We start from the raw sequence: 23,441 nt of genomic DNA, 5'->3' as shown, positions 1-23,441 counted from the left end.
CCCCACCACCCGCATCTCCCCCCACCCATGGAAGGAACGGAACCCCATGGCAACACGCACCCGCACCCGTACTCGCACCCTGAGCCGCCGGATCACCAAGGCTCTGCTGGCCCCCGCTCTCGCACTCGGCGCCACCATCGGTCTCGCCTCCGCCCCCGCCTCGGCCGCCGTCTGGAACTCCTGCGACCAGTGGGGCAACACCTCGCTGAACGGCTACACCCTCTACAACAACATCTGGGGCTCCGGCGCCGGCAGCCAGTGCATCTGGGCCAACTCCGGTACCAACTGGGGTGTCTGGGCCAACCACCCGAACACCGGCGGCATCAAGTCGTACCCCAACTCCAAGAAGGTGATCAACAAGACGATCACCTCGCTCGGCTCGCTCTCCAGCAGCTACAACGTCACCGTCCCGTCGTCCGGCGCGTACAACACGTCGTACGACATCTGGGACACCGACTACGACTACGAGATCATGCTCTGGGTCAACTACAACGGCGCCGTAGGCCCGTTGGGCACCTCGCAGGGCAACGTCACTCTGGGCGGCCACACTTGGACCGTCTACAAGGGCAACAACGGCGCCAACGAGGTCTTCTCGTTCCTGCGCACCTCGGACTCCACCTCCGGCACCGTCGACGTCCTGCCGATCCTCAAGTGGATCAAGGACACCAAGGGCTGGTTCGGCAACGAGACCATCGGTGACGTGCAGTTCGGGTTCGAGATCACCTCTTCCTCCGGCGGTCTGGACTTCGCCACCAACAACCTGACCGTCAGCAGCAGCTGACGGTCCGACAGGGGCGGCGGGCGGCCGTGCCGTTCAGGCGCGGTCGACCTCGGCCCGCAGTGCGTTGTAGTCGGTGAAGGCCGCTTCGACGTCGGCCTTGGTCAGGCCGTAGCGGGCCAGGTCGTAGCGGTGGGGGCGGCTGCCCCTGAGGTGCGTGGCGACCGTGGGGAGCCGGGCCGCGTCCGCGTCGGTCCACTGGGCGCCGACGGCCCCGTACAGCTTCGGGGCGCCGGCGGCCGGGTCGGTGCCGAGCCAGGAGTACGGCACGTCCACCACCGCCTCGCGCGGAAACTCGGCACGGGCCGCGAGTCCGCGCCGCACGGAGCGGCTCAGCAGGTCGAGCCACGTGGCGCCGAGGGTGTGCAGGTCGACCCTGCGCCGGGAGATGGCCATCCCGCACTCGACCAGACTGCAGAACGAGGCGACGGCGGTCGCCGGGTCGCGGTGCGTCCACACAAGCGTGGCGTCGGGGAACACACGGAGCAGGGCGTCCAGATTCCCGGTGTGCATGGGCGACTTGAGGATCCAGCGGCGCCGAGGGCGACCGTACTGGAGCACCTGGAAGCACTCCTTGAGATGGTGGTAGTCGGGGACGAAGTCCCGCTCGAACTGCCGGGCGTGGTACTCGGGCAGCCGGGCCTGGGACAGCGGCACCAGAGCGTGCGGCAGGAGGAAGGTGTCCTCCTCGGGGCCCTCGGCGGTCATGGGATGGATCTCGCGGAACCGCGGGGAGAGCAGATACGTCCCGTCGAGCGTCCGCCGCGCGGCCGTGACCGCCTTCTTCCGCTCACGGGCCGACGGTTCGAGCCCGGGGGCGAGCAACTCCCACAGCCGGGGGCACCGATGCTCGTCGGAGAGGGACAGCACGCCGTGGGTGAGCGTGGTGGCGGTACGCGGGAGCCCCACCACGAACACCGGCTTCTCGACGGTCTCTTGGGCGATCGCGGGGTTCGCGGCGATCAACCGCCGGATCCGGGCCCGGTTGGTGAGATGTCTGCGCACATGGGCCTGCGCGGACTGCCAGCCGACCGGCGACAACTCCTCATCACCCGCCCACTCCCGCAGCAACGGCCGAAACCCGTCCACGAACCACTCGTCCCCGTCCGCCCACCCCGCCTTGTCGACGATCCGCTCGAAGACCCGGTCAGGATCCCGCCGAGAACCGAACGCAGGCCGCAGCAGCAGATTGGCCACCGTGAGGGGGAGATTGGTGGAAGACACGGGACGGGGTTCCTTTCCGCCGGGGACAGGGAAACACACCGAACTAGTGTGCGCCCCATAGGGCGCGGGGAACTGCGCGACAAGCCACGACGCACCCGCACCCGCCCCCAAACCGCTCCCCACCCCCCAATAGGCGCCAGCCACTACTCAACGATCGGCAACCGCGCCCCACCCCGCAAAAACACCGGAATACGATCCAGCGGCGCATCCACAGTCACAGCCGCCCCGCCCTCATACGTCTCACCAGTCCACGCATCCGTCCAGACAACTCCCGCCGGAAGATACGCAGTACGGGCCGTCGCCCCCGCGGTAAGCACAGGCGCGACCAACACATCAGGCCCGAAGAGATACGAGTCGTCGACCGACCACGCCGCCTGGTCCTCCGGGAACTCCAGGAACAGCGGCCGCATCACCGGCAACCCCTCCTCGTGCGCCTCACGCATGACCCGCAGCACATACGGCTTCAACCGCTCACGCAACCGCACGTACCGCTCCAGAATCGCGCCCGCCTCCTCCCCGTACGACCACACCTCGTTGGGCCCACCGGTCATGTCGGGCCCCAACGGCATACCCGGCTCACGGAACCCATGCAGCCGCATCAGCGGCGAGAACGCGCCGAACTGGAACCAGCGGACCATGACTTCGCGGTACGCGGGATCGTCCGGGTCGCCGCCGTGGAAGCCGCCGATGTCGGTGTTCCACCAGGGGATGCCGGACAGGGCGGTGTTGAGACCGGCCGCGATCTGGCGGCGCAGGGTCGGGAAGTCGACGCCGATGTCACCGGACCATAGGGCGGCGCCGTACCGTTGACTGCCCGCCCACGCCGAGCGGTTGAGGCTGATCACCTCGTCCTCGCCGGACGCGATCAGGCCCTCGTAGAAGGTGCGGGCGTTCTCGACCGGGTACAGGTTGCCGACCTCAAGGCCGGGGCCCGCCCAGTACCGCAGGTTCTCCGGGAAACCCGGCTTCAGCTCCGGCTCGCAGGCGTCCAGCCAGAAGGCCGTGATGCCGTACGGGGCAAGGTAGTTGTCGCGGATCCTCGACCAGAGGAAGTCCCGGGCCTCGGGGTTCGTGGCGTCGTAGAACGCGACCTGGACAGTCGACGCGACACCCTTGTCGGGCCAGTCCGCGTGCGCCATTGGGCCGTACTGCGTACCGATGAAGTAGCCGCGCTGCTCCATGAGTTGATGGTTCTCGGAGAGCGGTGACACCGAAGGCCACACGGAGACGACGAGTTTGACGCCCATCTCCGCCAACTCCGCGACCATGGCGGCCGGGTCGGGCCACTCGGCCGGGTCGAACTTCCAGTCGCCCAGATGCGTCCAGTGGAAGAAGTCGCACACGATGGCCCGCAGCGGCAGCCCGCGCCGCTTGTACTCCCGTGCCACGCCCAGGAGTTCGTCCTGCGTGCGGTAACGCAGCTTGCACTGCCAGAAGCCCGCCGCCCACTCGGGCAGCATCGGCGTACGGCCCGTCACCGCGCTGTAGCGGCGCTGGGCGTCGGCCGGCTGTCCGGCGGTGATCCAGTAGTCGATCTGCCGGGCCGAATCCGCCACCCAGCGCGTTCCGTTGCCCGCCAGCTCCACCCGCCCGATCGCCGGGCTGTTCCACAGCAGCGTGTAGCCACGGCTGGAGGTGAGCACCGGCACGGACACCTCGGCGTTGCGCTGCACCAGGTCCAGCACGACACCCTTCTGGTCGAACAGACCGTGCTGGTGCTGGCCGAGGCCGTACAGCTTCTCGTCCTCGTAGGCGGCGAACCGCTGCTCCAGCCGGTGGTAGCCGTTGCCGACGGCCGTGTAGAGACGCGAGCCCGGCCACCAGAAGTGCGCCCGCTCCTCGGCGAGCAGCTCGGCCGAGTCGTCGGTCCGCAGGAACCGGATCAGACCCTCCGCGCTCACCTCGACGGTCAGCGTCCCGACGGTCAACTGCCCCTGCCCGCCCTCGATCTTGACGGTGTACGCCGTCGACGGAGGCTCGTCGAGCAGGGCACCCGGCAGCCCCTCCAGGACCGGCCCGCCGAGCCGTGTCCTGACCCGGACCGCGTCCGGACCCCAGGGCTCGATCCGTACGGTCTCCTGACGGCCGCTCCACTCCAGCGCACCGTCCCGTTCACGGAACGTGCCGACGGTGGGGGAGGACTGTGCGAGGCTGACCGCGCCTGACGGGGGCGGGGTTTCGGCGGGCTGGTTCACGTGGCGGCTCCTGAAGGAAGGAGTGGGGGAGTGGTTGTGGGGGACCCCCGGCGCGGCTCTCGCGGGCCGGACCGGGACAGGCAGGGGTCTCCAACGCCCGTCGGACATCCGGGCGTTGGAGCGTGTTGGTCGGTTGTGGTGGGCGGGCCGGGGGTTCAGGAAGTAGCTGGGGCCGGCGCCGGCCCCGTACTGGCCCGCACCGTCAACTCGGGTGCGATCAGCGCGACTTCGTCGCCCCCGCTTCCTTCGAGCTTCGCGATCAGCAGTTCCACCGCGCGCCGCCCCATCTCCTGCGCGGGAATGGCGACGGACGTCAGTCGCACCGAGGCCTGGGTGGCGACCTGGTCCGGGCAGACGGCGATGACCGACACGTCCTCGGGCACCGCCCGCCCCTGCTGGCGCAGCAGCGCGAGGAGCGGCTCGACCGCCGACTCGTTCTGCACGACGAACCCCGTGGTGCCCGGCCGTTCGTCGAAGATCCGGGCCAGGGTCACGGTCATCGCGTCGTACCCGCCCTCGCACGGCCGGTGCAGCACCCGCACCCCCAACTCCCGTGACCGGGACCGGAGTCCGTCGAGTGTGCGCTCGGCGAAACCGGTGTGCCGTTCGTAGACCGCCGGCGCCTCGCCGATGACAGCGATGTCACGGTGACCGAGCTTCGCCAGGTGCTCGGCGCACAGCGCTCCCGTGGCCCCGAAGTCGAGGTCGACGCAGGTCAGACCCTCGGTGGCGGCCGGCAGGCCGATCAGTACGGACGGCTGGTCCGTGCCGCGCAGCAACGGCAGCCGCTCGTCGTCGAGTTCGACGTCCATCAGGATCATCGCGTCGGCGAGCCCGCTGCCGGTGACCCGGCGCACGGCGTCGGGGCCCTCCTCGCCGGTGAGCAGCAGGACGTCGTACCCATGCGTGCGGGCGTTGGTGGCGACCGCTATGGCGATCTCCATCATCACCGGCACGTACATGTCCGTACGCAACGGGACCATCAGGGCGATGATGTTGGAACGGCTGCTCGCCAGCGCCCGGGCGCCCGCGTTCGGGTGGTAGCCGAGCTGTTGGATGCTCTGCTCGACCCGCTGCCGGGTGCCCGCGGAGATGGACCGCTTGCCGCTGAGGACATAGCTCACCGTGCTCGCCGAGACTCCGGCGTGCTGGGCGACCTCGGCGAGGGTGACCATCCAGCTCTCCAAGCATTGTGTGAAGCGCTTCGACAGTGCGCGTAACGGATAACGGTGACGGATAACGGCGAGTGAGGGTGGAACGACAGTAACCCCAGCAGGGGTGAGTGTCCATATGTTGTCGAAGCGCTTCGACAACGTTTTTCGGGGCTTTCTCGCATCTGTCTCGGCCAGCATGGCAACTTTCCCACCCGGCGGCGGCCACTGAGGAGTGCTCCGCGAATCGTCGCCCGGAAGGACCCCCATGCAACACCGCAGACCGCGCCTCTCGAAGAAGGCGAAAACCTTCGCCTCCGCCCTGGTCGCCCTCGCGGCCGCCGTCGGCGTCACCGTCGCGCAGGCGGGCGAGTCGAGCAAGAAGTGCGCGGCCTTCGACACCGTCACGCTCGACAAGTACTACGTCAACAACAACCTCTGGAACCAGGAGAAGGCCGTCGGCTCCCAGTGCGTCTGGGACAACTCCCGGTCCGGCTCCACCATCTCCTGGGGCACGAACTACAGCTGGGCCAACAGTGCCACCGGCAAGGACTACGACGTCAAGACGTACGCCAGTTCGGTCCTCGGCTGGCACTGGGGCTGGAAGACCGACAAGGCCGCCACCCAACTGCCGATCCGCGTCGGCGACCGCAAGCCGGTGCGGACCACCTGGGACTTCACGGTCAGCTCGAACCCGGGCGTCATGAACGTGGCCTACGACCTGTGGCTGCACAGCAAGAACACCGCGGACTGGCAGGACCAGCCCACCGACGAGATCATGATCTGGCTCAACCGCCAGGGCGGCGCGGGCCCCCTCGGCACCAAGACCGCGAGCGTCAGCCTCGGCGGCGCGATGTGGGACATCTACGAGGGCGACATCGGCTGGAAGGTCCACTCCTTCGTCCGCCGCGCCAACACCACCAAGGCCACCCTCGACCTCGACGACTTCACCCAGGCCCTGGTCCGCCGCAAGCTGCTCAGCAACGACAAGTACGTCTCCGGCATCGAGGCGGGCACCGAGGTCTTCAAGGGCACGGGCCAGCTGGACACCAAGGCCTACTCGGTCGACATCGGCTGACAGGCGGCTGAAGGGCTGGTGTGAAAGCGCCGGACGGCCGCGCGAGGACTGGTGAGGTCGCCCGTAATCGGGTACCAACGATCGAGTAGCACCGATCAGTAACGTACGGTCCTCAAGATCCCGATTCGCGGCGAGGTGTGCCTCATGTCCGCAAGCCCAGTCAAGCCCTCAGCCCAGCCCTCAGCCCAGCCCTCGGCCAAACCCACCGTCACCGAGCGGGAAGCCCGCCAGGTGGCGGAGGCCGCCCGGGAACAGGGCTGGCGAAAGCCCAGCTTCGCCAAGGAACTGTTCCTCGGCCGCTTCCGGCTCGACCTCATCCACCCGCACCCGCTCCCGCCCACCGAGGACGCGCAGCGCGGCGAGGAGTTCCTCGCCAAGCTGCGCGACTTCTGCGAGACGAAGATCGACGCGGCCCGCATCGAACGCGAGGCGCGGATCCCCGACGAGGTCGTGAACGGGCTCAAGGAGCTGGGCGCCCTCGGGATGAAGATCGACACCAAGTACGGCGGCCTCGGCCTCACCCAGGTGTACTACAACAAGGCCCTCGCCCTGGTCGGCTCCGCGAACCCGGCGCTCGGCGCGCTGCTCTCCGCCCATCAGTCGATCGGCGTACCGCAGCCGCTGAAATTGTTCGGCACCCAGGAACAGAAGGACGAGTTCCTGCCGCGCTGCGCCCGCACCGACATCTCCGCCTTCCTCCTCACCGAGCCGGACGTCGGCTCGGACCCGGCGCGGCTCGCCACCAGCGCGGTACCGGACGGCGACGACTACGTCCTGGACGGCGTCAAGCTCTGGACGACCAACGGGGTCGTCGCCGACCTCCTCGTCGTCATGGCCCGCGTCCCGAAGTCCGAGGGCCACAAGGGCGGCATCACCGCGTTCGTCGTCGAGACCGCCTCCGAGGGCGTCACCGTCGAACACCGCAACGCCTTCATGGGCCTGCGCGGCCTGGAGAACGGCGTCACCCGCTTCCATCAGGTGCGCGTCCCGGCCGCCAACCGGATCGGCCCCGAGGGTTCCGGCCTCAAGATCGCCCTGACGACCCTGAACACGGGCCGGCTGTCGCTGCCCGCGATGTGCGTGGGCGCCGGGAAGTGGTGCCTGAAGATCGCCCGGGAGTGGTCGGCCGTACGGGAGCAGTGGGGCAAGCCGGTCGCGCTGCACGAGGCGGTCGGCGCGAAGATCAGTTTCATCGCGGCCACCACCTTCGCCCTCGAAGCCGTCCTGGACCTCTCCTCCCAGATGGCCGACGAGAACCGCAACGACATCCGCATCGAGGCCGCCCTCGCCAAGCTGTACGGCTCCGAGATGGCCTGGCTGATGGCCGACGAACTCGTCCAGATCCGCGGCGGACGCGGCTTCGAGACCGCCGAGTCGCTCGCCGCCCGCGGGGAACGGGCGGTCCCCGCCGAACAGGTGCTGCGCGACCTCCGGATCAACCGCATCTTCGAGGGCTCGACGGAGATCATGCATCTGCTGATCGCGCGTGAGGCGGTCGACGCCCATCTGACGGTCGCGGGCGACCTCATCGACCCGGACAAGTCCCTCTCGGACAAGGCGAAGGCGGGCGCGAACGCCGGTGTCTTCTACGCCAAGTGGCTGCCGAAGCTCGTCACGGGCGCGGGCCAACTGCCGCGCTCGTACGCCGAGTTCAAGCACGAGGTCGACCTCTCGCCGCATCTGCGGTACGTCGAACGCAGTGCCCGCAAGCTGGCCCGCTCCACCTTCTACGCCATGTCCCGCTGGCAGGGCCGGATGGAGACCAAGCAGGGCTTCCTCGGCCGGATCGTCGACATCGGCGCCGAACTGTTCGCGATGAGCGCGGCCTGCGTACGGGCCGAACTCCTGCGCGCCCAGGGCGAGAACGGCCGCGAGGCCTACCAACTCGCCGACGCCTTCTGCCGGCAGGCCCGCGTCCGCGTCGAGGAACTCTTCGGCCGGCTGTGGACCAACACCGACGACGTCGACCGCGCGGTGGTCAAGGGTGTCCTCGCCGGCACTTACACCTGGCTGGAGGAGGGCGTCGTCGACCTCTCGGGGGAGGGCCCCTGGATCGCGGACGCCACACCGGGCCCGGCGAAACAGGAGAACGTCCACCGTCCCATCCGCTGATATTTTCCCGGGAATTCACTGTCGTCCCCGGCGTCATTCTGTTGCTTGCCCCACCGAAGAGGCACGTCAACAATGAAAAGAATGGCGAACGGGGACGGCAACATATGCGCCAAGGTGCGGGAATAAGGGTCGGTGAGGAATTCGTTGGGTGCTGCCCCTCGCGGAGAAGCCGCGCGCGACCCAGCCGGACACCCTCGACGTGCACCGGGACGAGCTGGCGGTCCTCCTGCAACTCTTCCGCAGCGCGACGGAGTACGTGAAGGACCCCGTACTGCGCGAAGTGATCAGAGCGAATCAGCAGGGCGTCCATATTCTCCAGCGGGCCAACCACTGGATCAGCATGCTGACGGACGCCGTTCAGCAGGGTAAAGCTCGTTGTAGTGGGGGTAATTCTCGTGCCGGCTCTCGGACTCGACAACATCACCGGCCGCATCATGCGGGCCGGCGAGGGGCGGGTGCTGCGCAGGCTGCAGGGCACCGCCGAACAGGTGGCATCCCTCGAAGAGGACTTCGAGTCCATGACCGACGAGGAACTGGCGGCCGTGACCCCGGAGTTGAAGGAGCGCCACGCCGCCGGCGTGAGCCTCGACGAGCTGCTCCCCGAGGCCTTCGCCGCCATGCGCGAGGCCGCCCGGCGCACCCTCGGCATGCGTCACTTCGACGTCCAGGTGATGGGCGGAGCCGCCCTGCACGAGGGCAACATCGCCGAGATGCACACCGGCGAGGGCAAGACCCTGGTCGCGACCCTCCCCGCCTACCTGAACGCCTTGTCGGGCAAGGGAGTTCACCTGGTCACAGTCAACGACTACCTGGCCCGGCGCGACGCCGAGTGGATGGGCGGGGCGTACGCGTTCATGGGCCTGACGGTCGGTGTGGTCCGCTCGGAGTCGACCCCGGCCGAGCGGCGGGCGGCGTACGCCTGCGACATCACGTACGGCACCAACACCGAGTTCGGCTTCGACTATCTGCGCGACAACATGGCCTGGTCGAAGGACGAACTCGTGCAACGCGGCCACCACTTCGCGATCGTCGACGAGGCCGACTCCATCCTCATCGACGAGGCCCGCACCCCGCTGATCATCTCCGGCCCCGCCGACCAGGCCACCCACTGGTACGAGGCGTTCGCCCGGATCGTGAAGAGCATGCGGGGCACGGCCATTCAGGAGGAGCAGTTCATCAGGCTGGAGGACAAGGAACGCCTGAAGGAGCTGCGGGCCGCGTACGACTACGAGTTCGACCCCAAGAAACGCACGGTCGCGATCCTCGACCGGGGCGTGGAACACGTACAGGACCAGCTCGGCATCGACAGCCTCTACGAAGCCGACCACACCCCCCTCATCGGCCACCTCAACAACGCCCTGAAAGCGAAGGAGTTGTTCCGCAGGGACCAGGAGTACGTGGTCGTCGACGGCGACGTCATGATCGTCGACGAGCACACGGGCCGGATGCTCGCCGGCCGCCGCTACAACGAGGGGCTGCACCAGGCGATCGAGGCCAAGGAGGGCGTCCGGGTCAAGGAGGAGAACCAGACCCTGGCGACCGTCACACTCCAGAACTTCTTCCGCCTGTACGACAAGCTCTCCGGCATGACCGGTACGGCCATGACCGAGGCCGCCGAGTTCCACCAGATCTACGAACTCGGCGTCGTCCCCATCCCCACCAACCGCCCGATGGTCCGCACCGACCGCTCCGACCTGATCTACCGCACCGAGGTCGCGAAGTTCGAGGCGGTCGTCGACGACATCGCCGAGAAGCACGAGAAGGGCCAGCCGATCCTGGTCGGCACGACCTCGGTGGAGAAGTCCGAGTACCTCTCGCGCCGGCTCGCCAAGCGGGGCATCCGGCACGCGGTCCTCAACGCCAAGCAGCACGACCGCGAGGCCACCATCGTCGCCCAGGCGGGCCGCAGGGGCGCGGTCACGGTCGCCACCAACATGGCCGGACGCGGTACGGACATCATGCTCGGCGGCAACCCGGAGGCGCTGGCGGCGGCCGAGCTGCCCGAGGACGCGAGCCCCGAGGACCGCCAAGCGGTACTCGACCGGGTCGCCGCCGAACGCCAGGAGGTCACCGACCTCGGCGGCCTCTACGTCCTCGGCACCGAACGCCACGACTCCCGCCGCATCGACAACCAGCTCCGCGGCCGCTCCGGCCGCCAGGGCGACCCCGGCGAGTCCCGCTTCTACCTCTCCCTCCAGGACGACCTGATGCGCCTGTTCCAGGCCCAGCTGGTCGACCGGGTGATGTCGGCGGCCAACCTTCCCGAGGACGTCCCCATCGAGAACAAGGTCGTCACGCGTGCGGTCGCCTCGGCCCAGGCCCAGATCGAACGACAGCACTTCGAGTCCCGCAAGGACGTACTGAAGTTCGACGAGGTCCTCAACCGCCAGCGCACGCTCATCTACGCCGAACGCCGCCGCGTCCTGGAGGGCGGTGACCTGCGCGAACAGCTCCAGCACTTCATGGACGACACCGTCCGGGCGTACGTCCGCCAGGAGACGAGCGAGGGCTTCCCGGAGGAATGGGACCTGGACAGGCTGTGGGGCGCGCTACGCCAGCTCTACCCGGCGAAACTGACGGTAGAGGACCTGGAGGACGAGCTGGACGGCCTGGCCAACCTCACCGCAGACCACCTGGCCGACGCGATAGTGGCGGACATCCACGCCCGCTACGACGACCGCGAGCGGGAACTGGGCGCCGACACGACCCGCGAGCTGGAACGCCGAGTGATGCTGTCCGTCCTGGACCGCAAATGGCGCGAGCACCTGTACGAGATGGACTACCTCCGCGACGGCATCGGCCTGCGCTGGACCCTCGGCCGCGAACCGATCGTCGAGTACGAGCGCGAGGGCTACGACATGTTCGGCGCGATGACCGACGCCATCAAGGAGGAGTCGGTCGGCTTCGTCTTCAACCTGCAGATCGAAACGACCCCGACCGACCTACAACCGGACCCCCGCCGCACGGAGTCCCTCCACTTCACCGCCCCGACGATGGACACAGCGGAGGGAGTATTGGAACGGGATGCGCGCAAGCGCCCCTAAAGGGGCGCGGGGAACTGCGCGACAAGCCCCCACGCCCCCGCAGCCAAAGAACTACCTACCCAGCGGAGCGCTCAGCACTTCTTGTCACTGGGATCACTGGTCGTCCACTTGCAATCGTCGACCTTCGACCCGTTCGCTCTGGTCAGAATCGCCGTGTCACTCGTGTTGTTCCACACGTACCAGCTCCGCTTCTGGAACTTGGTAGCAGCCGTGTCCGTCCCCTTCCCGGTACGGATCTTCATCGTCTTGCCGGCACCGATCTTCAGGTTGCCGAACGTGTACTTGTGATTGGCGACGTCCTTCAGGATCCAGCCCTTGAGCGAGATGGACGCCGAGCTGGTGTTCTTGATCTCCACCCACTCCCCGTTCAGGGACGCGTTGGAGCCGTTGTCCGAGCCCGGACTGTCGAACCACACGTGCCGGATGACCACACCCCCGGCCGCCTCGGCCGGAGTGCTGAGAACCGCGCCGGTCAGGGCGACCGCGCCCGCGAGCGCGGGCAGGGCAGTACGTCGGATGCGCATCGAGATCCCCCCAGGATTTCGTCCACGACTGACCGGTCGTCCACCGGTCAGGGCAGAAGTGATATCACATGATCTGTATGTCAGTTTCACTTATGGACGCTCACCCGAGGGACGCACTGTCCTCACTGTCGGTGGTTGCGGCCACAATGGAGAGATGACCGACAGCCCAGCCCCCCTCGCAGACCCGCACCTCGTCTTCGACCCCGTCGCCGGAGACGGCCCCCGGGATGTGGTGATCCTCGGTTCCACCGGGTCGATCGGCACCCAGGCCATCGATCTCGTGCTGCGCAACCCGGACCGCTTCCGGGTCACCGGGCTCTCCGCCGCGGGCGGCCGGGTCGCGCTCCTCGCCGAACAGGCGCACCAGCTGCGCGTACGCACGGTCGCGGTCGCCCGCGAGGACGCCGTACCGGCCCTGCGCGAGGCGCTGAGCGAGCGGTACGGCGCAGGGGAGCCGCTCCCCGAGATACTCGCCGGACCGGACGCGGCCACCCACCTCGCCACCGCCGACTGCCACACCGTGCTGAACGGCATCACCGGCTCCATCGGCCTCGCCCCGACCCTCGCCGCCCTGGAGGCGGGCCGCACCCTCGCGCTCGCCAACAAGGAGTCGCTCATCGTCGGCGGCCCGCTGGTCAAGGCGCTGGCCAAGCCGGGCCAGATCATCCCGGTCGACTCCGAGCACGCGGCCCTGTTCCAGGCCCTGGCGGCCGGCACCCGGTCCGACGTCCGCAAGCTCGTCGTCACGGCGTCCGGCGGCCCCTTCCGCGGCCGTACGAAGGCACAGCTGGCCGACGTGACGGTCGAGGACGCGCTCGCGCACCCCACCTGGGCGATGGGCCCGGTGATCACGATCAACTCCGCGACCCTCGTCAACAAGGGCCTGGAGGTGATCGAGGCACACCTCCTCTACGACATTCCCTTCGAACGTATTGAGGTGGTCGTGCACCCGCAGTCGTATGTCCACTCGATGGTTGAGTTCACGGACGGATCGACACTGGCGCAGGCCACGCCCCCCGACATGCGCGGCCCCATCGCGATCGGCCTCGGCTGGCCGGAGCGCGTACCGGACGCCGCACCCGCGTTCGACTGGAGCAAGGCGTCGACGTGGGAGTTCTTCCCGCTCGACACCGAGGCGTTCCCGTCGGTCGGCCTCGCCCGGCACGTCGGGCAGCTCGCGGGCACGGCCCCCGCGGTGTTCAATGCGGCGAACGAGGAGTGTGTGGAAGCATTCCGGAGCGGCTCACTGCCGTTCAACGGGATCATGGAGACCGTGACCCGGGTGGTCGAGGAGCACGGCACCCCTCGTACGGGAACTTCCCTGACCGTCGCGGACGTCCTTGAGGCGGAGTCGTGGGCGCGGGCGAGGGCCCGTGAACTGACACGCCAGACAACGGCACAGCAGCAGTCGAAGACACAGCAGACGAAGGCAGAGCAAGCCATGGCGACCGCGGAGGCCCGTGCATGACGACACTGATGATGATTCTCGGCATAGTCGTCTTCGTGATCGGCCTGTTGGTGTCGATCGCCTGGCACGAGCTGGGACATCTCTCCACGGCGAAGCTTTTCGGCATCCGCGTACCGCAGTACATGGTCGGCTTCGGCCCGACGATCTGGTCGCGCAAGAAGGGTGAGACCGAGTACGGCATCAAGGCGATCCCGTTCGGCGGCTACATCCGCATGATCGGGATGTTCCCGCCCGGCCCGGACGGCCGCATCGAGGCCCGCTCGACCTCCCCCTGGCGCGTGATGATCGAGGACGCGCGCGCCCAGTCCTTCGAGGAACTGCTCCCGGGCGACGAGAAGCGCCTGTTCTACACACGCAAGCCGTGGAAACGCGTCATCGTGATGTTCGCGGGCCCGTTCATGAACCTCATCCTCGCGGTGGCCCTGTTCCTGACCGTCCTGATGGGCTTCGGCGTCTCCCAGCAGACCACCAGCGTCAGCTCGGTCTCCAAGTGCGTCATCGCCCAGAGCGAGGGGCGCGACGACTGCCGCAAGACCGACGCGGCCTCCCCGGCCGCCGCGGCCGGCCTCCAGGCGGGCGACAAGATCCTCTCCTTCGGCGGGGTCCAGGTCGACAGCTGGAACAAGCTCTCGGACGAGATCCGCGCCAACCCCGGCAAGGACGTCGCGATCGTCGTCGAACGCAAGGGCGAGCAGCTCACCCTGAACGCGAAGATCGCCACCAACCAGGTCGCGAAGAAGGACTCCAGCGGCCAGATCGTCGAGGGCCAGTACGTCACGGCCGGCTTCCTCGGCTTCAGCGCGGCCACCGGCATCGTCCGCCAGGACTTCGGCGACTCGGTGACCTGGATGGGCGACCGCATGGGCGAGGCCGTCGACTCCATCGCGAGTCTGCCCGGCAAGATCCCCGCCCTGTGGAACGCGGCCTTCGACGGCGGCGAACGCGAGGCGGACTCCCCGATGGGCGTGGTCGGCGCGGCACGCGTGGGCGGCGAGATCTTCACCCTGGACATCCCGCCGACCCAACAACTCGCGATGGCGTTGATGCTGGTGGCGGGCTTCAACCTGTCCCTGTTCCTCTTCAACATGCTCCCGCTGCTGCCGCTCGACGGCGGCCATGTCGCGGGCGCCCTGTGGGAGGCGCTGCGCCGGAACACGGCGAAGGTGCTGAAGCGGCCGGACCCGGGCCCGTTCGACGTGGCGAAGCTGATGCCGGTGGCCTATGTGGTGGCGGGCATCTTCATCTGCTTCACGCTGCTGGTGCTGGTGGCGGACGTGGTTAACCCAGTGCGCATCTCGTAGCCACCCGGGGTTTCCCGGCGGGTTCGCGGCGGCCGGGCACAGTGGGAGAACCCCACGGTGCCCGGCCGTTCCCCAATGTGTGGGTTTACGTGCGGGATGTGCTCGGGCCTGGGCGGGTGCCGTAATCTCGAAGCCTGGAGCCCGCTGTTCACGGGACCGGACCTTGAACCACAACTTGGGGTTGCACAGCAGATGACTGCGATTTCTCTCGGCATGCCGTCCGTTCCGACCAAGCTCGCCGAACGCCGGAAGAGCCGGCAGATCCAGGTCGGTTCGGTGGCCGTGGGCGGAGACGCGCCGGTGTCGGTGCAGTCGATGACGACGACGCGTACGTCGGACATCGGCGCCACGCTTCAGCAGATCGCCGAGCTGACGGCGTCCGGCTGCCAGATCGTGCGGGTGGCGTGCCCGACGCAGGACGACGCGGACGCGCTGGCGACCATCGCGCGCAAGTCGCAGATCCCGGTGATCGCGGACATCCACTTCCAGCCGAAGTACGTGTTCGCCGCGATCGAGGCGGGCTGCGCCGCTGTCCGCGTCAACCCCGGCAACATCAAGCAGTTCGACGACCAGGTCAAGGAGATCGCGCGCGCCGCGAAGGACCACGGCACGCCGATCCGTATCGGCGTCAACGCCGGTTCGCTGGACCGCAGGCTGCTCCAGAAGTACGGCAAGGCGACGCCGGAGGCGCTCGTCGAGTCGGCCCTCTGGGAGGCGTCGCTCTTCGAGGAGCACGACTTCCGGGACATCAAGATCTCGGTGAAGCACAACGACCCGGTGGTCATGGTCAACGCCTACCGGCAGCTCGCGGCGGCCTGCGACTACCCCCTCCACCTGGGCGTGACGGAAGCAGGCCCCGCCTTCCAGGGCACGATCAAGTCGGCGGTCGCCTTCGGCGCCCTCCTGAGCGAGGGCATCGGCGACACGATCCGCGTCTCCCTCTCGGCGCCGCCGGTCGAGGAGATCAAGGTCGGCAACCAGATCCTGGAGTCGCTGAACCTCCGCCAGCGTGGCCTGGAGATCGTGTCGTGTCCGTCGTGCGGGCGGGCCCAGGTCGACGTCTACAAGCTGGCCGAGGAGGTCACGGCGGGCCTGGAGGGTATGGAGGTTCCGCTGCGGGTCGCGGTCATGGGGTGTGTGGTGAACGGCCCCGGCGAGGCGCGTGAGGCCGACCTGGGAGTCGCCTCCGGCAACGGCAAGGGGCAGATCTTCGTGAAGGGCGAGGTCATCAAGACGGTGCCCGAGTCGAAGATCGTGGAGACCCTGATCGAGGAGGCGATGAAGATCGCCGAGCAGATGGAGGCGGACGGAATCGCTTCGGGCGAGCCGTCGGTGTCCGTGGCGGGTTGATTTCGCCCCCGCCGCCCCTACCCGTTCCCGTCCCCTGGGGGCTGCGCCCCCAGACCCCCCTTTCGGCCTGCACGGCCTCGTCCTCAAGCGGCGGACGGGCTGGGTGGGGCGCGGCGGGTGGGTGGGAAAGAAATTCGCGCTGCACGGCCTCGTCCTCAAGCGGCGGACGGGCTGGGTGGGGGTGCGGCGGGTGGGTGGGAAAGAAATTCGCGCTGAACGCGCTCGTCCTAAAACGCCGGACAGGCTGGGTGGGGGTGCCGGGTGGGCTGAGATGCCCCGGCCTGGGCTGGATGAGAAGCGGTAAACGGGTGGGTGGGTGGGAAACCCGGCCTGGGGTGGACCGGCAGTGCCTCTCGGACACCGGACAGGGTGAGCCACCCAGCCCGTCCGGCGTTTGAGGACAAGGCCCGTTCAGGGCCGGAGCGGGGGGCTGGGGGCGGCAGCCCCCAGGGACGGTCACCAGAGCCGACGGTTCCGACAAGGCAACGGCACCAAACACAGGGCGGCGCCGCTCAGCTTCCGCAGGTACAGTGCGGAGATCAGCAGACCGCATGGTGAGGCCCGCACGTGTTGACGCAGACCACCTCCCGGGTGCTCGAACCGGGCGACCTGGACGCCGCACTCGCTGTCCTCGGCCGCGAGCCGGTCGCGAACGCCTTCGTGACCTCCCGTGTCCAGATCGCGGGCCTCGACCCCTGGCGCCTCGGCGGCGAGATGTGGGGCTGGTACGAGGACGGCATGCTCACCAGCCTCTGCTACGCCGGCGCCAACCTCGTCCCGATCTGCGCCACCCCCCGCGCCGTACGCGCCTTCGCAGACCGGGCCAGGCGAGCGGGCCGCCGCTGCTCCTCCATCGTCGGCCCCGCCGAGGCCACCACCCAGCTGTGGCGGCTGCTCGAACCGAGCTGGGGCCCCGCCCGTGAGGTCCGCCGCCACCAGCCCCTCATGGTCACCGACCGCCTGCCCGACCCCTCCCTCATCGCCCCGGACCCGTACGTCCGCCGCATCCGCAAGGACGAGATGGAGACGATCATGCCGGCGTGCGTGGCGATGTTCACCGAGGAGGTCGGAATCTCACCACTCGCCGGTGACGGCGGCCTCCTCTACCAGGCCAGGGTCGCCGAACTGGTCGGCTCCGGCCGCTCCTTCGCCCGCCTCGACGAGCACGGCAGGGTCGCCTTCAAGGCCGAGATCGGCGCCGCGACCTCACAGGCCTGCCAGATCCAGGGCGTCTGGGTGGCCCCCAAATACCGGGGCCAGGGCCTCGCCGCCCCCGGCATGGCCGCCGTACTGCGCTACGCCCTCGCGGACGTGGCCCCGGTGGTCAGTCTGTACGTGAACGACTTCAACACCCCTGCCCGCAGGACGTACTTGCGGGTGGGATTCCAGGAAGTCGGAGCGTTCATGAGCGTCCTGTTCTGAACCGGTCGCACGGGCCCCGGCCACCCGGTCACATCCGGCCCGCACCAGCAAATGGCACTCCACACCCCCTGTAGTCTCCGGACATGCCGCGCTTCCCCGGTCATGGCCGCCATCACTCCCGCCCCCACGACGTGGTCGTCGGCCCCCTCGACCTCGCCGCCCGGGTCGACGAGGCGCTCGCCGTCCAGGCCGTGGCGTTCGGACTCGGCGCCGACGAGGTCGCCGTACGCAGGCAGATCGTGTTGCGGCACCTGACCTATCCCGGGGCCCGCGCACTGGGCGCGACCACCCCCGACGGACGGCTCGCGGGGTTCGTCTACGGCATGCCGAACGACCGTACGCACTGGTGGTCCACCGTCGTCGAGCCGTATCTGCGCAGACAGGGCCACGACGGCTGGCTCGACGACTCCTTCGTGATCACCGAACTGCACGTCCACCCGAGCTTCCAGAACGCCGGCGTCGGCCGGGCCCTCATCACCGCCATCACCGACACCGCCGCAGAACCCCGCTCGATCCTCTCCGCGATCGACACCGACAGCCCGGCCCGCGGCCTCTACCACTCCCTCGGCTACGAGGACCTGGCCCGCCAGGTCCTCTTCCCCAGTGCCCCGAAGCCGTACGCGGTGATGGGCGCCCCCCTTCCCCTGCGCAGACGCTAGGGCGCGTACGGCCGATTTCCACCGCCCCGCACCCCCCGGCTAACCTCCTGCCATCACCCTTACGCAGCAGGAGTCGAGAATCATGGCCCAGGCCCAGGTCCAGCGCATGTCCCGTTTGATGGTCAAGACACTGCGTGACGACCCCGCCGACGCCGAGGTGCTCAGCCACAAGCTGCTGGTCAGGGCCGGTTATGTACGCCGTACCGCCGCCGGACTCTGGTCCTGGCTGCCGCTCGGCAAGAAGGTCCTGGCCAATGTGGAGCGGGTCGTCCGCGAGGAGATGGACGCCATCGGCGCCCAGGAGGTCACGCTCCCCGCCCTGCTGCCGAAGGAGCCCTACGAGGCGACCGGCCGCTGGGACGAGTACGGCCCCGAGCTGTTCCGGCTCAACGACCGCAAGGGCGGCGACTACCTCCTCGGCCCGACCCACGAGGAGATCTTCACCCTCCTGGTCAAGGACCAGTGCACGTCCTACAAGGACCTGCCCGTGATCCTCTACCAGATCCAGAACAAGTACCGCGACGAGGCCCGCCCGCGCGCCGGCATCCTGCGCGGCCGCGAGTTCCTGATGAAGGACTCGTACTCCTTCGACACGGAGGACGAGGGCCTGGCCAAGTCGTACGCCCTGCACCGCGAGGCGTACCAGAAGATCTTCGCGCGTCTAGGCCTCGACTACCGCATCTGCGCCGCCACCGCGGGCGCCATGGGCGGCTCCAAGTCCGAGGAGTTCCTCGCCCCGGCCGCCGCAGGCGAGGACACCTTCGCCGACTGCCCCAACTGCGACTACGCCGCCAACACCGAGGCGATCACGTACGCGCTCCAGCCGGTCGACGGCTCGGCCGTCCCCGCCCTGGAGGAGATCCCGACCCCCGAGACCCCGACCATCGAGACGCTCGCCGCGTATCTGGAGGTCCCTGCCTCCGCCACCCTCAAGAACCTCCTCATCAAGGTGGACGGCGAGATCGTCGCGATCGGCGTCCCCGGTGACCGTGAGGTCGACCTGGGCAAGGTCGAGGCGCACTTCGCGCCCGCCGCCGTCGAACTCGTCACCGCCGAGGACTTCACGGGCCGCGACGACCTCGTACGCGGCTACGTCGGCCCGCAGGGCCTGGAGAAGGTCCGCTACTTCGCCGACCCGCGCATCGCCCCCGGCACCGCCTGGATCACCGGCGCCAACAAGGACGGCCTGCACGCCAAGAACGTCGTCGCCGGGCGCGACTTCGAGGTCGACGAGTACGTCGACTCCGTGGTCGTCCAGGAAGGCGACCCCTGCCCGGCCTGCGGCACCGGCCTCAAGCTGGACCGCGCCATCGAGATCGGCCACATCTTCCAGCTCGGCCGCAAGTACGCCGACGCCCTCAGCCTCGACGTCCTCGGCCAGCAGGGCAAGCCGGTCCGCGTGACCATGGGCTCCTACGGCATCGGCGTCTCCCGCGCGGTCGCCGCCCTCGCCGAGCAGCACGCCGACGAGCAGGGCCTGTGCTGGCCCAAGGAGATCGCCCCGGCCGACGTCCACGTCGTCGCCGCGGGCAAGGCCCTCCAGACCGAACTGGCCCTCGACGTCTCCGACAAGCTGGCCGCGGCCGGCGCCCGCGTCCTGGTCGACGACCGCGCCGGCGTCTCCCCGGGCGTCAAGTTCACGGACGCCGAGCTGATCGGCGTACCCAAGATCCTGGTGGCGGGCCGCCGTTCGGCCGAGGGCGTCCTGGAGCTCAAGGACCGCCGGACGGGCGAGCGCGAGGAACTGACGGTCGACGAGGCGATCGCCCGCCTGACCGCCTGATGCCCGCCGCACTTTAAAGCCACCTCTCAGAAAGTTCTCGGGAGGCGTATGGACGCCTCACAGACTTCTCTCAGGCCGGTCCCCGAACGTAGGGCGTGACACAGAGTCACGTCCTACGGGAGGGGAACGACCATGACGGGCAGGGAGCGGGAGCGGAGAGCCGCCGCGGCGGTACGCAGAGGGGTACGGCGTACGGCGGCCGTGGCGGCGGCGGTCTCACTGGCCGCGGCGGCCGGGGTGTTCGCCCTCGTCGGCACGATGGAGTCGGACGCGACGACGGCCGCGAGCAGCACCTCGGACTCGACATCCAGTTCGTCCAGTTCAACCAGCTCATCCAGTACGTCGTCGAGTTCGAGCAGCAGCACGGACACCAGTACCAGTACCAGTACCAGTACCGACAGCAGTACGGACACGTCGTCCTCGTCGACGGACTCGTCCGCGTCGGACAGCTCCTCTTCGGATTCCTCGGACTCCTCGTCGTCCAGCGACCTCCAGTCCTCCTCCGACGACGTCACCTCCTCCGACTCCAGCGGCTCCGCCGACTCCACCTCGGGGGCGTCGTGATGACCACCGCCGTCCGCCCCACGGCCGCCGCCGACTGGCGTGCCCTCGGTACCAGCGTCCGGCTCGTCACCACCGACCCGGCCCTGCTGGACTCCTGCAACCTGCTCCTGGCCCGCCAGCTGGCCGAGGTCGACGCCACCTGCAGCCGCTTCCGCGCCGACTCCGAACTCTCCGCCCTCGACGACACCGCCGGCCGCCCGACCCGGGTCAGCCCGCTGCTGGCCGAGGCCCTGGCGGTGGCCCTGCGCGCGGCCGAGGCGACCGACGGAGCCGTCGACCCGACGATCGGCTCGGCGCTGGAAGCCCTCGGCTACGACCGCGACTTCACCCTCGTCCAGGAGGACGACCGCCCGGTACGGCTCACCGTGCGGCGCGTTCCCGGCTGGCGCCGGATCCACCTGGACCGGGCGACCGGCACGGTCACCGTCCCGTCCGGCATCCGCCTCGACCTGGGCGCCACCGCGAAGGCATGGGCCGCCGACCGGGCCGCACGAACGCTGGCAGAGGCCGCCGGCTGCGGAGTCCTGGTGAGCCTCGGCGGCGACACGGCGGTCGCCGGTGAGCCCCCGACCGGCGGCTGGCGTATCCGCGTCCAGGACATCACCGGCCCGGTGGACGAAGCGCCCGCCCAGGGCCCGTACGCCACGATCGGCCTCCACAGCGGCGGCCTCGCCACCTCCGGCACGGCCGCACGCCACTGGCGCCGGGGCGAGCACACCCTCCACCACATCATCAACCCGGACACGGGCCTCCCCGTCCACACCCCCTGGCGCACGGTCTCCGTCGCGGCGGCGAACTGCGCCGACGCCAACGCGGCGAGCACGGCGGCCCTGGTGAAGGGGAGGGGCGCGGAACGCTGGCTGACGGGGCTGGGCCTCCCGGCGAGGCTGGTGACGACGGACGGAACGGTCGTGACGACGCCGGGCTGGCCCGTCTCATCCACCACCCGCACCACCACACCCCCGGAGGCAACGCCATGACCTCCGAAACCCTCTGGTACGCCAACCGCGCCACAGGCGCCGTGTGCCTGGTCCTCTTCACGGTCGTCGTCCTGCTCGGCATCGCGGTTCGCCTGCGAGGCAGAATCCCCGGCCTGCCCAGATTCGGCACGGTCTCCCTCCACCGCACCCTCTCCCTCTCCGCCACCGCCTTCCTCGCGCTCCACATAGCCGCAGCCGTGATCGACGGCTACGTCGACATCACGCTCCTCGACGCCGTCGTCCCCTTCGTCTCCGACTACCAGCCCCTCTGGCTGGGTCTGGGCACGGTCGCCCTCGACCTGATGCTCGCGGTGCTGGTAACCAGCCTGCTGCGCGCCCGCCTGGGCCACCGCACCTGGCGTGCCGTGCACTGGCTCGCGTACGCCTCCTGGCCGATCGCCCTCGTCCACGGAATCGGCATCGGCACGGACACCGGCGCCGACTGGATGACCTGGCTGACCGTGTCCTGCGTGGCCGCCGTACTCGCCGCCTTCGGCATCCGCACGGCCCACGCGGTACGCGCAGCCCGCCGCACCCCAACTGCCCTGCTCCACACACCGGAACGCACGCTCGAAGGGGTCCGCTGATGACCGCCACCTACACGGACATCTTCATGCCGCCCCGCCTATTGGCCCCCGGCGGCGCCCCGGCTGACTTCGGCACGCACGAGCAGCGGTACGGGCCCGTCTCGTACGGCAACCCGGCCCAACTCCTGGAAACTGTCGGCCAGTCGGGCCTCACCGGCCGCGGCGGAGCCGCCTTCGCCACGTACCGCAAACTCGTCTCCGTGGCCGACGCGGGCCGCCGCACAGGCCGTGCCCCGGTGATCGTGGCCAACGGCGCCGAGGGCGAGCCCGCGAGCCACAAGGACAAGACACTCCTCCAGCTTTCGCCCCATCTCGTCCTGGACGGACTCCAGTTGGCGGCCCAGGCGATCGGCGCCGGAGAGGCGTACCTCGCGGTGGAGGCGGGCGGCAGCTACCTGGAGGCGGCCCTGGCCGAGCGCCGCCGCGACCCCCTGTCCGTCAAGGTGGTCCGCGTCCCCAAACGGTTCCTGTCGGGCCAGTCCTCCGCCCTCACCTCGTACGTCTCCGGCGGCGCCGCCCTTCCGCAGCACCAGCGCCCGCCGGTGCGGGAGCGCGGAGTGAACCGGGCCCCGACCCTCGTCCAGAACGTCGAGACCCTGGCCCACCTCGCACTGATCGCCCGCTACGGCGCCGACTGGTTCCGGGCCGCGGGCACCCCCTCGGAACCCGGCAGCGCGCTGTGCACGGTGCATGTGCCCGGCCGTGAAGTACGGGTCGTGGAAGCCCCGTTCGGGATGCAGATAGGCAGACTACTGCCTCTGGGCCCCACCGGAGCGGTCCTGATCGGCGGCTACCACGGCACCTGGATCCCAGCCGCCGAGGCCGCCCAACTCCCCCTGACCACCACCTACTTGGGTGCGGGCGTACTCGCCATGCTCCCCGCCGACCACTGCGGCCTGGCCGAAACTGCCCGCGTCCTGCGGTACTTGGCCCTGGAGTCGGCCGGCCAGTGCGGCCCCTGCCTCAACGGCCTGCCCCGAATCGCCGCCGCCTTCCAGACCCTGGCCGCCCCCGGCCCCCAGGGCACGACGCGCACGGACGTCGCCCGCTGGTCCGGCCTGGTCGAGGGCCGCGGCGCCTGCCACCACCCCGACGGCACGGTCCGCCTGGTCCGCTCGGCCCTGACGACCTTCGCCCCCGAACTGGACGCCCACGCAAGGGGCTTCTGCACGGCAACGACCCAAATCCCCCTTCTGCCAGTCCCCAACGACCGGACCTGAC

17 protein-coding genes and 1 pseudogene are annotated in these 23,441 nt (G+C 69.3%); 13 read left to right on the top strand and 5 right to left on the bottom strand.

What is annotated here, in order from left to right:
* Positions 1-46: 46 nt before the first annotated feature.
* Positions 47-781 (top strand): glycoside hydrolase family 12 protein, encoded by a 735-nt coding sequence (locus LUX31_RS10390; RefSeq protein WP_235474497.1) that lies wholly within the window; start codon positions 47-49, stop codon positions 779-781.
* 33 nt (positions 782-814) lie between these two features.
* On the opposite strand, the gene LUX31_RS10385 is transcribed toward LUX31_RS10390, so the two are convergent.
* From LUX31_RS10385 to LUX31_RS10375, 3 genes are all read right to left on the bottom strand, one after another.
* Positions 815-2,002 carry a sulfotransferase family protein gene (locus tag LUX31_RS10385; RefSeq protein ID WP_235474496.1) on the bottom strand — a complete coding sequence of 396 codons (1,188 nt, stop codon included), beginning with the start codon at positions 2,000-2,002 and terminating at the stop codon, positions 815-817.
* Between the two features lie 143 nt (positions 2,003-2,145).
* The gene (locus tag LUX31_RS10380; RefSeq protein WP_235474495.1) at positions 2,146-4,197 is read right to left on the bottom strand and encodes a glycoside hydrolase family 31 protein; all 2,052 of its coding nucleotides are present in this window, start codon (positions 4,195-4,197) and stop codon (positions 2,146-2,148) included.
* A 155-nt stretch (positions 4,198-4,352) separates the two neighbouring features.
* Positions 4,353-5,372 (bottom strand): LacI family DNA-binding transcriptional regulator, encoded by a 1,020-nt coding sequence (locus LUX31_RS10375; protein WP_235479866.1) that lies wholly within the window; start codon positions 5,370-5,372, stop codon positions 4,353-4,355.
* Between the two features lie 244 nt (positions 5,373-5,616).
* Here LUX31_RS10375 and LUX31_RS10370 point away from each other — a divergent pair, with 244 nt between their 5' ends.
* From LUX31_RS10370 to secA, 3 genes and pseudogenes are all read left to right on the top strand, one after another.
* On the top strand, positions 5,617-6,426 hold the full coding sequence (locus tag LUX31_RS10370; RefSeq protein ID WP_235474494.1) for a GH12 family glycosyl hydrolase domain-containing protein: 810 nt from the start codon (positions 5,617-5,619) through the stop codon (positions 6,424-6,426).
* A 144-nt stretch (positions 6,427-6,570) separates the two neighbouring features.
* Complete coding sequence (locus LUX31_RS10365; protein ID WP_235474493.1) at positions 6,571-8,538, top strand: acyl-CoA dehydrogenase family protein; 1,968 nt, start codon at positions 6,571-6,573, stop codon at positions 8,536-8,538.
* A gap of 434 nt (positions 8,539-8,972) precedes the next feature.
* Positions 8,973-11,456 (top strand): annotated as a pseudogene (gene secA / locus LUX31_RS10360) (preprotein translocase subunit SecA); the annotation flags it as partial.
* Between the two features lie 197 nt (positions 11,457-11,653).
* Here the strand turns inward: secA and LUX31_RS10355 are convergent.
* On the bottom strand, positions 11,654-12,106 hold the full coding sequence (locus LUX31_RS10355) for a lamin tail domain-containing protein (RefSeq protein ID WP_235474492.1): 453 nt from the start codon (positions 12,104-12,106) through the stop codon (positions 11,654-11,656).
* Between the two features lie 154 nt (positions 12,107-12,260).
* Between LUX31_RS10355 and dxr the strand changes: the two genes are divergently transcribed.
* The 6 genes from dxr to LUX31_RS10325 all read left to right on the top strand — a co-directional run bounded on the left by dxr (position 12,261) and on the right by LUX31_RS10325 (position 20,089).
* The gene (dxr, locus tag LUX31_RS10350) at positions 12,261-13,574 is read left to right on the top strand and encodes a 1-deoxy-D-xylulose-5-phosphate reductoisomerase (protein ID WP_235474491.1); all 1,314 of its coding nucleotides are present in this window, start codon (positions 12,261-12,263) and stop codon (positions 13,572-13,574) included.
* Positions 13,575-13,582: 8 nt separating this feature from the next.
* Positions 13,583-14,875, top strand: coding sequence for a M50 family metallopeptidase (locus LUX31_RS10345; protein ID WP_235479864.1), 1,293 nt, complete (start codon positions 13,583-13,585; stop codon positions 14,873-14,875).
* Positions 14,876-15,067: 192 nt separating this feature from the next.
* A complete protein-coding gene (gene ispG / locus LUX31_RS10340) occupies positions 15,068-16,225 on the top strand; it encodes a flavodoxin-dependent (E)-4-hydroxy-3-methylbut-2-enyl-diphosphate synthase (protein WP_105974985.1) in 1,158 nt (385 codons plus the stop codon).
* Between the two features lie 567 nt (positions 16,226-16,792).
* On the top strand, positions 16,793-17,647 hold the full coding sequence (locus tag LUX31_RS10335) for a GNAT family N-acetyltransferase (protein WP_235474490.1): 855 nt from the start codon (positions 16,793-16,795) through the stop codon (positions 17,645-17,647).
* Between the two features lie 83 nt (positions 17,648-17,730).
* Entirely contained in the window at positions 17,731-18,306 is a 576-nt protein-coding gene (locus LUX31_RS10330) for a GNAT family N-acetyltransferase (RefSeq protein ID WP_235474489.1), read from the top strand.
* A gap of 82 nt (positions 18,307-18,388) precedes the next feature.
* Complete coding sequence (locus LUX31_RS10325) at positions 18,389-20,089, top strand: proline--tRNA ligase (RefSeq protein ID WP_235474488.1); 1,701 nt, start codon at positions 18,389-18,391, stop codon at positions 20,087-20,089.
* 113 nt (positions 20,090-20,202) lie between these two features.
* On the opposite strand, the gene LUX31_RS10320 is transcribed toward LUX31_RS10325, so the two are convergent.
* On the bottom strand, positions 20,203-20,637 hold the full coding sequence (locus LUX31_RS10320) for a hypothetical protein (protein WP_235474487.1): 435 nt from the start codon (positions 20,635-20,637) through the stop codon (positions 20,203-20,205).
* 15 nt (positions 20,638-20,652) lie between these two features.
* On the opposite strand from LUX31_RS10320, the gene LUX31_RS10315 reads away from it, so the two are divergent.
* From LUX31_RS10315 to LUX31_RS10305, 3 genes are read left to right on the top strand one after another with little or no spacing between them, the layout of a single operon-like run.
* Positions 20,653-21,633: an FAD:protein FMN transferase gene (locus tag LUX31_RS10315; RefSeq protein ID WP_235474486.1), complete on the top strand. Its 981-nt coding sequence runs from the start codon at positions 20,653-20,655 to the stop codon at positions 21,631-21,633.
* Positions 21,630-22,220, top strand: a complete 591-nt coding sequence (locus LUX31_RS10310) for a ferric reductase-like transmembrane domain-containing protein (RefSeq protein WP_235474485.1) — start codon at positions 21,630-21,632, stop codon at positions 22,218-22,220. Before LUX31_RS10315 ends, LUX31_RS10310 begins: the two co-directional genes overlap by 4 nt.
* Positions 22,220-23,440 carry an NADH-ubiquinone oxidoreductase-F iron-sulfur binding region domain-containing protein gene (locus LUX31_RS10305; protein ID WP_235474484.1) on the top strand — a complete coding sequence of 407 codons (1,221 nt, stop codon included), beginning with the start codon at positions 22,220-22,222 and terminating at the stop codon, positions 23,438-23,440. The genes LUX31_RS10310 and LUX31_RS10305 overlap by 1 nt, the downstream gene beginning before the upstream one ends.
* The last annotated feature ends 1 nt before the right edge of the window (position 23,441 follow it).

Source organism: Streptomyces sp. GQFP (assembly GCF_021545335.1).
Lineage (GTDB): Bacteria > Actinomycetota > Actinomycetes > Streptomycetales > Streptomycetaceae > Streptomyces.
The sequence above is the reverse complement of the archived record's forward strand: the minus strand, read 5'-3'. Positions and strand labels throughout refer to the sequence as shown.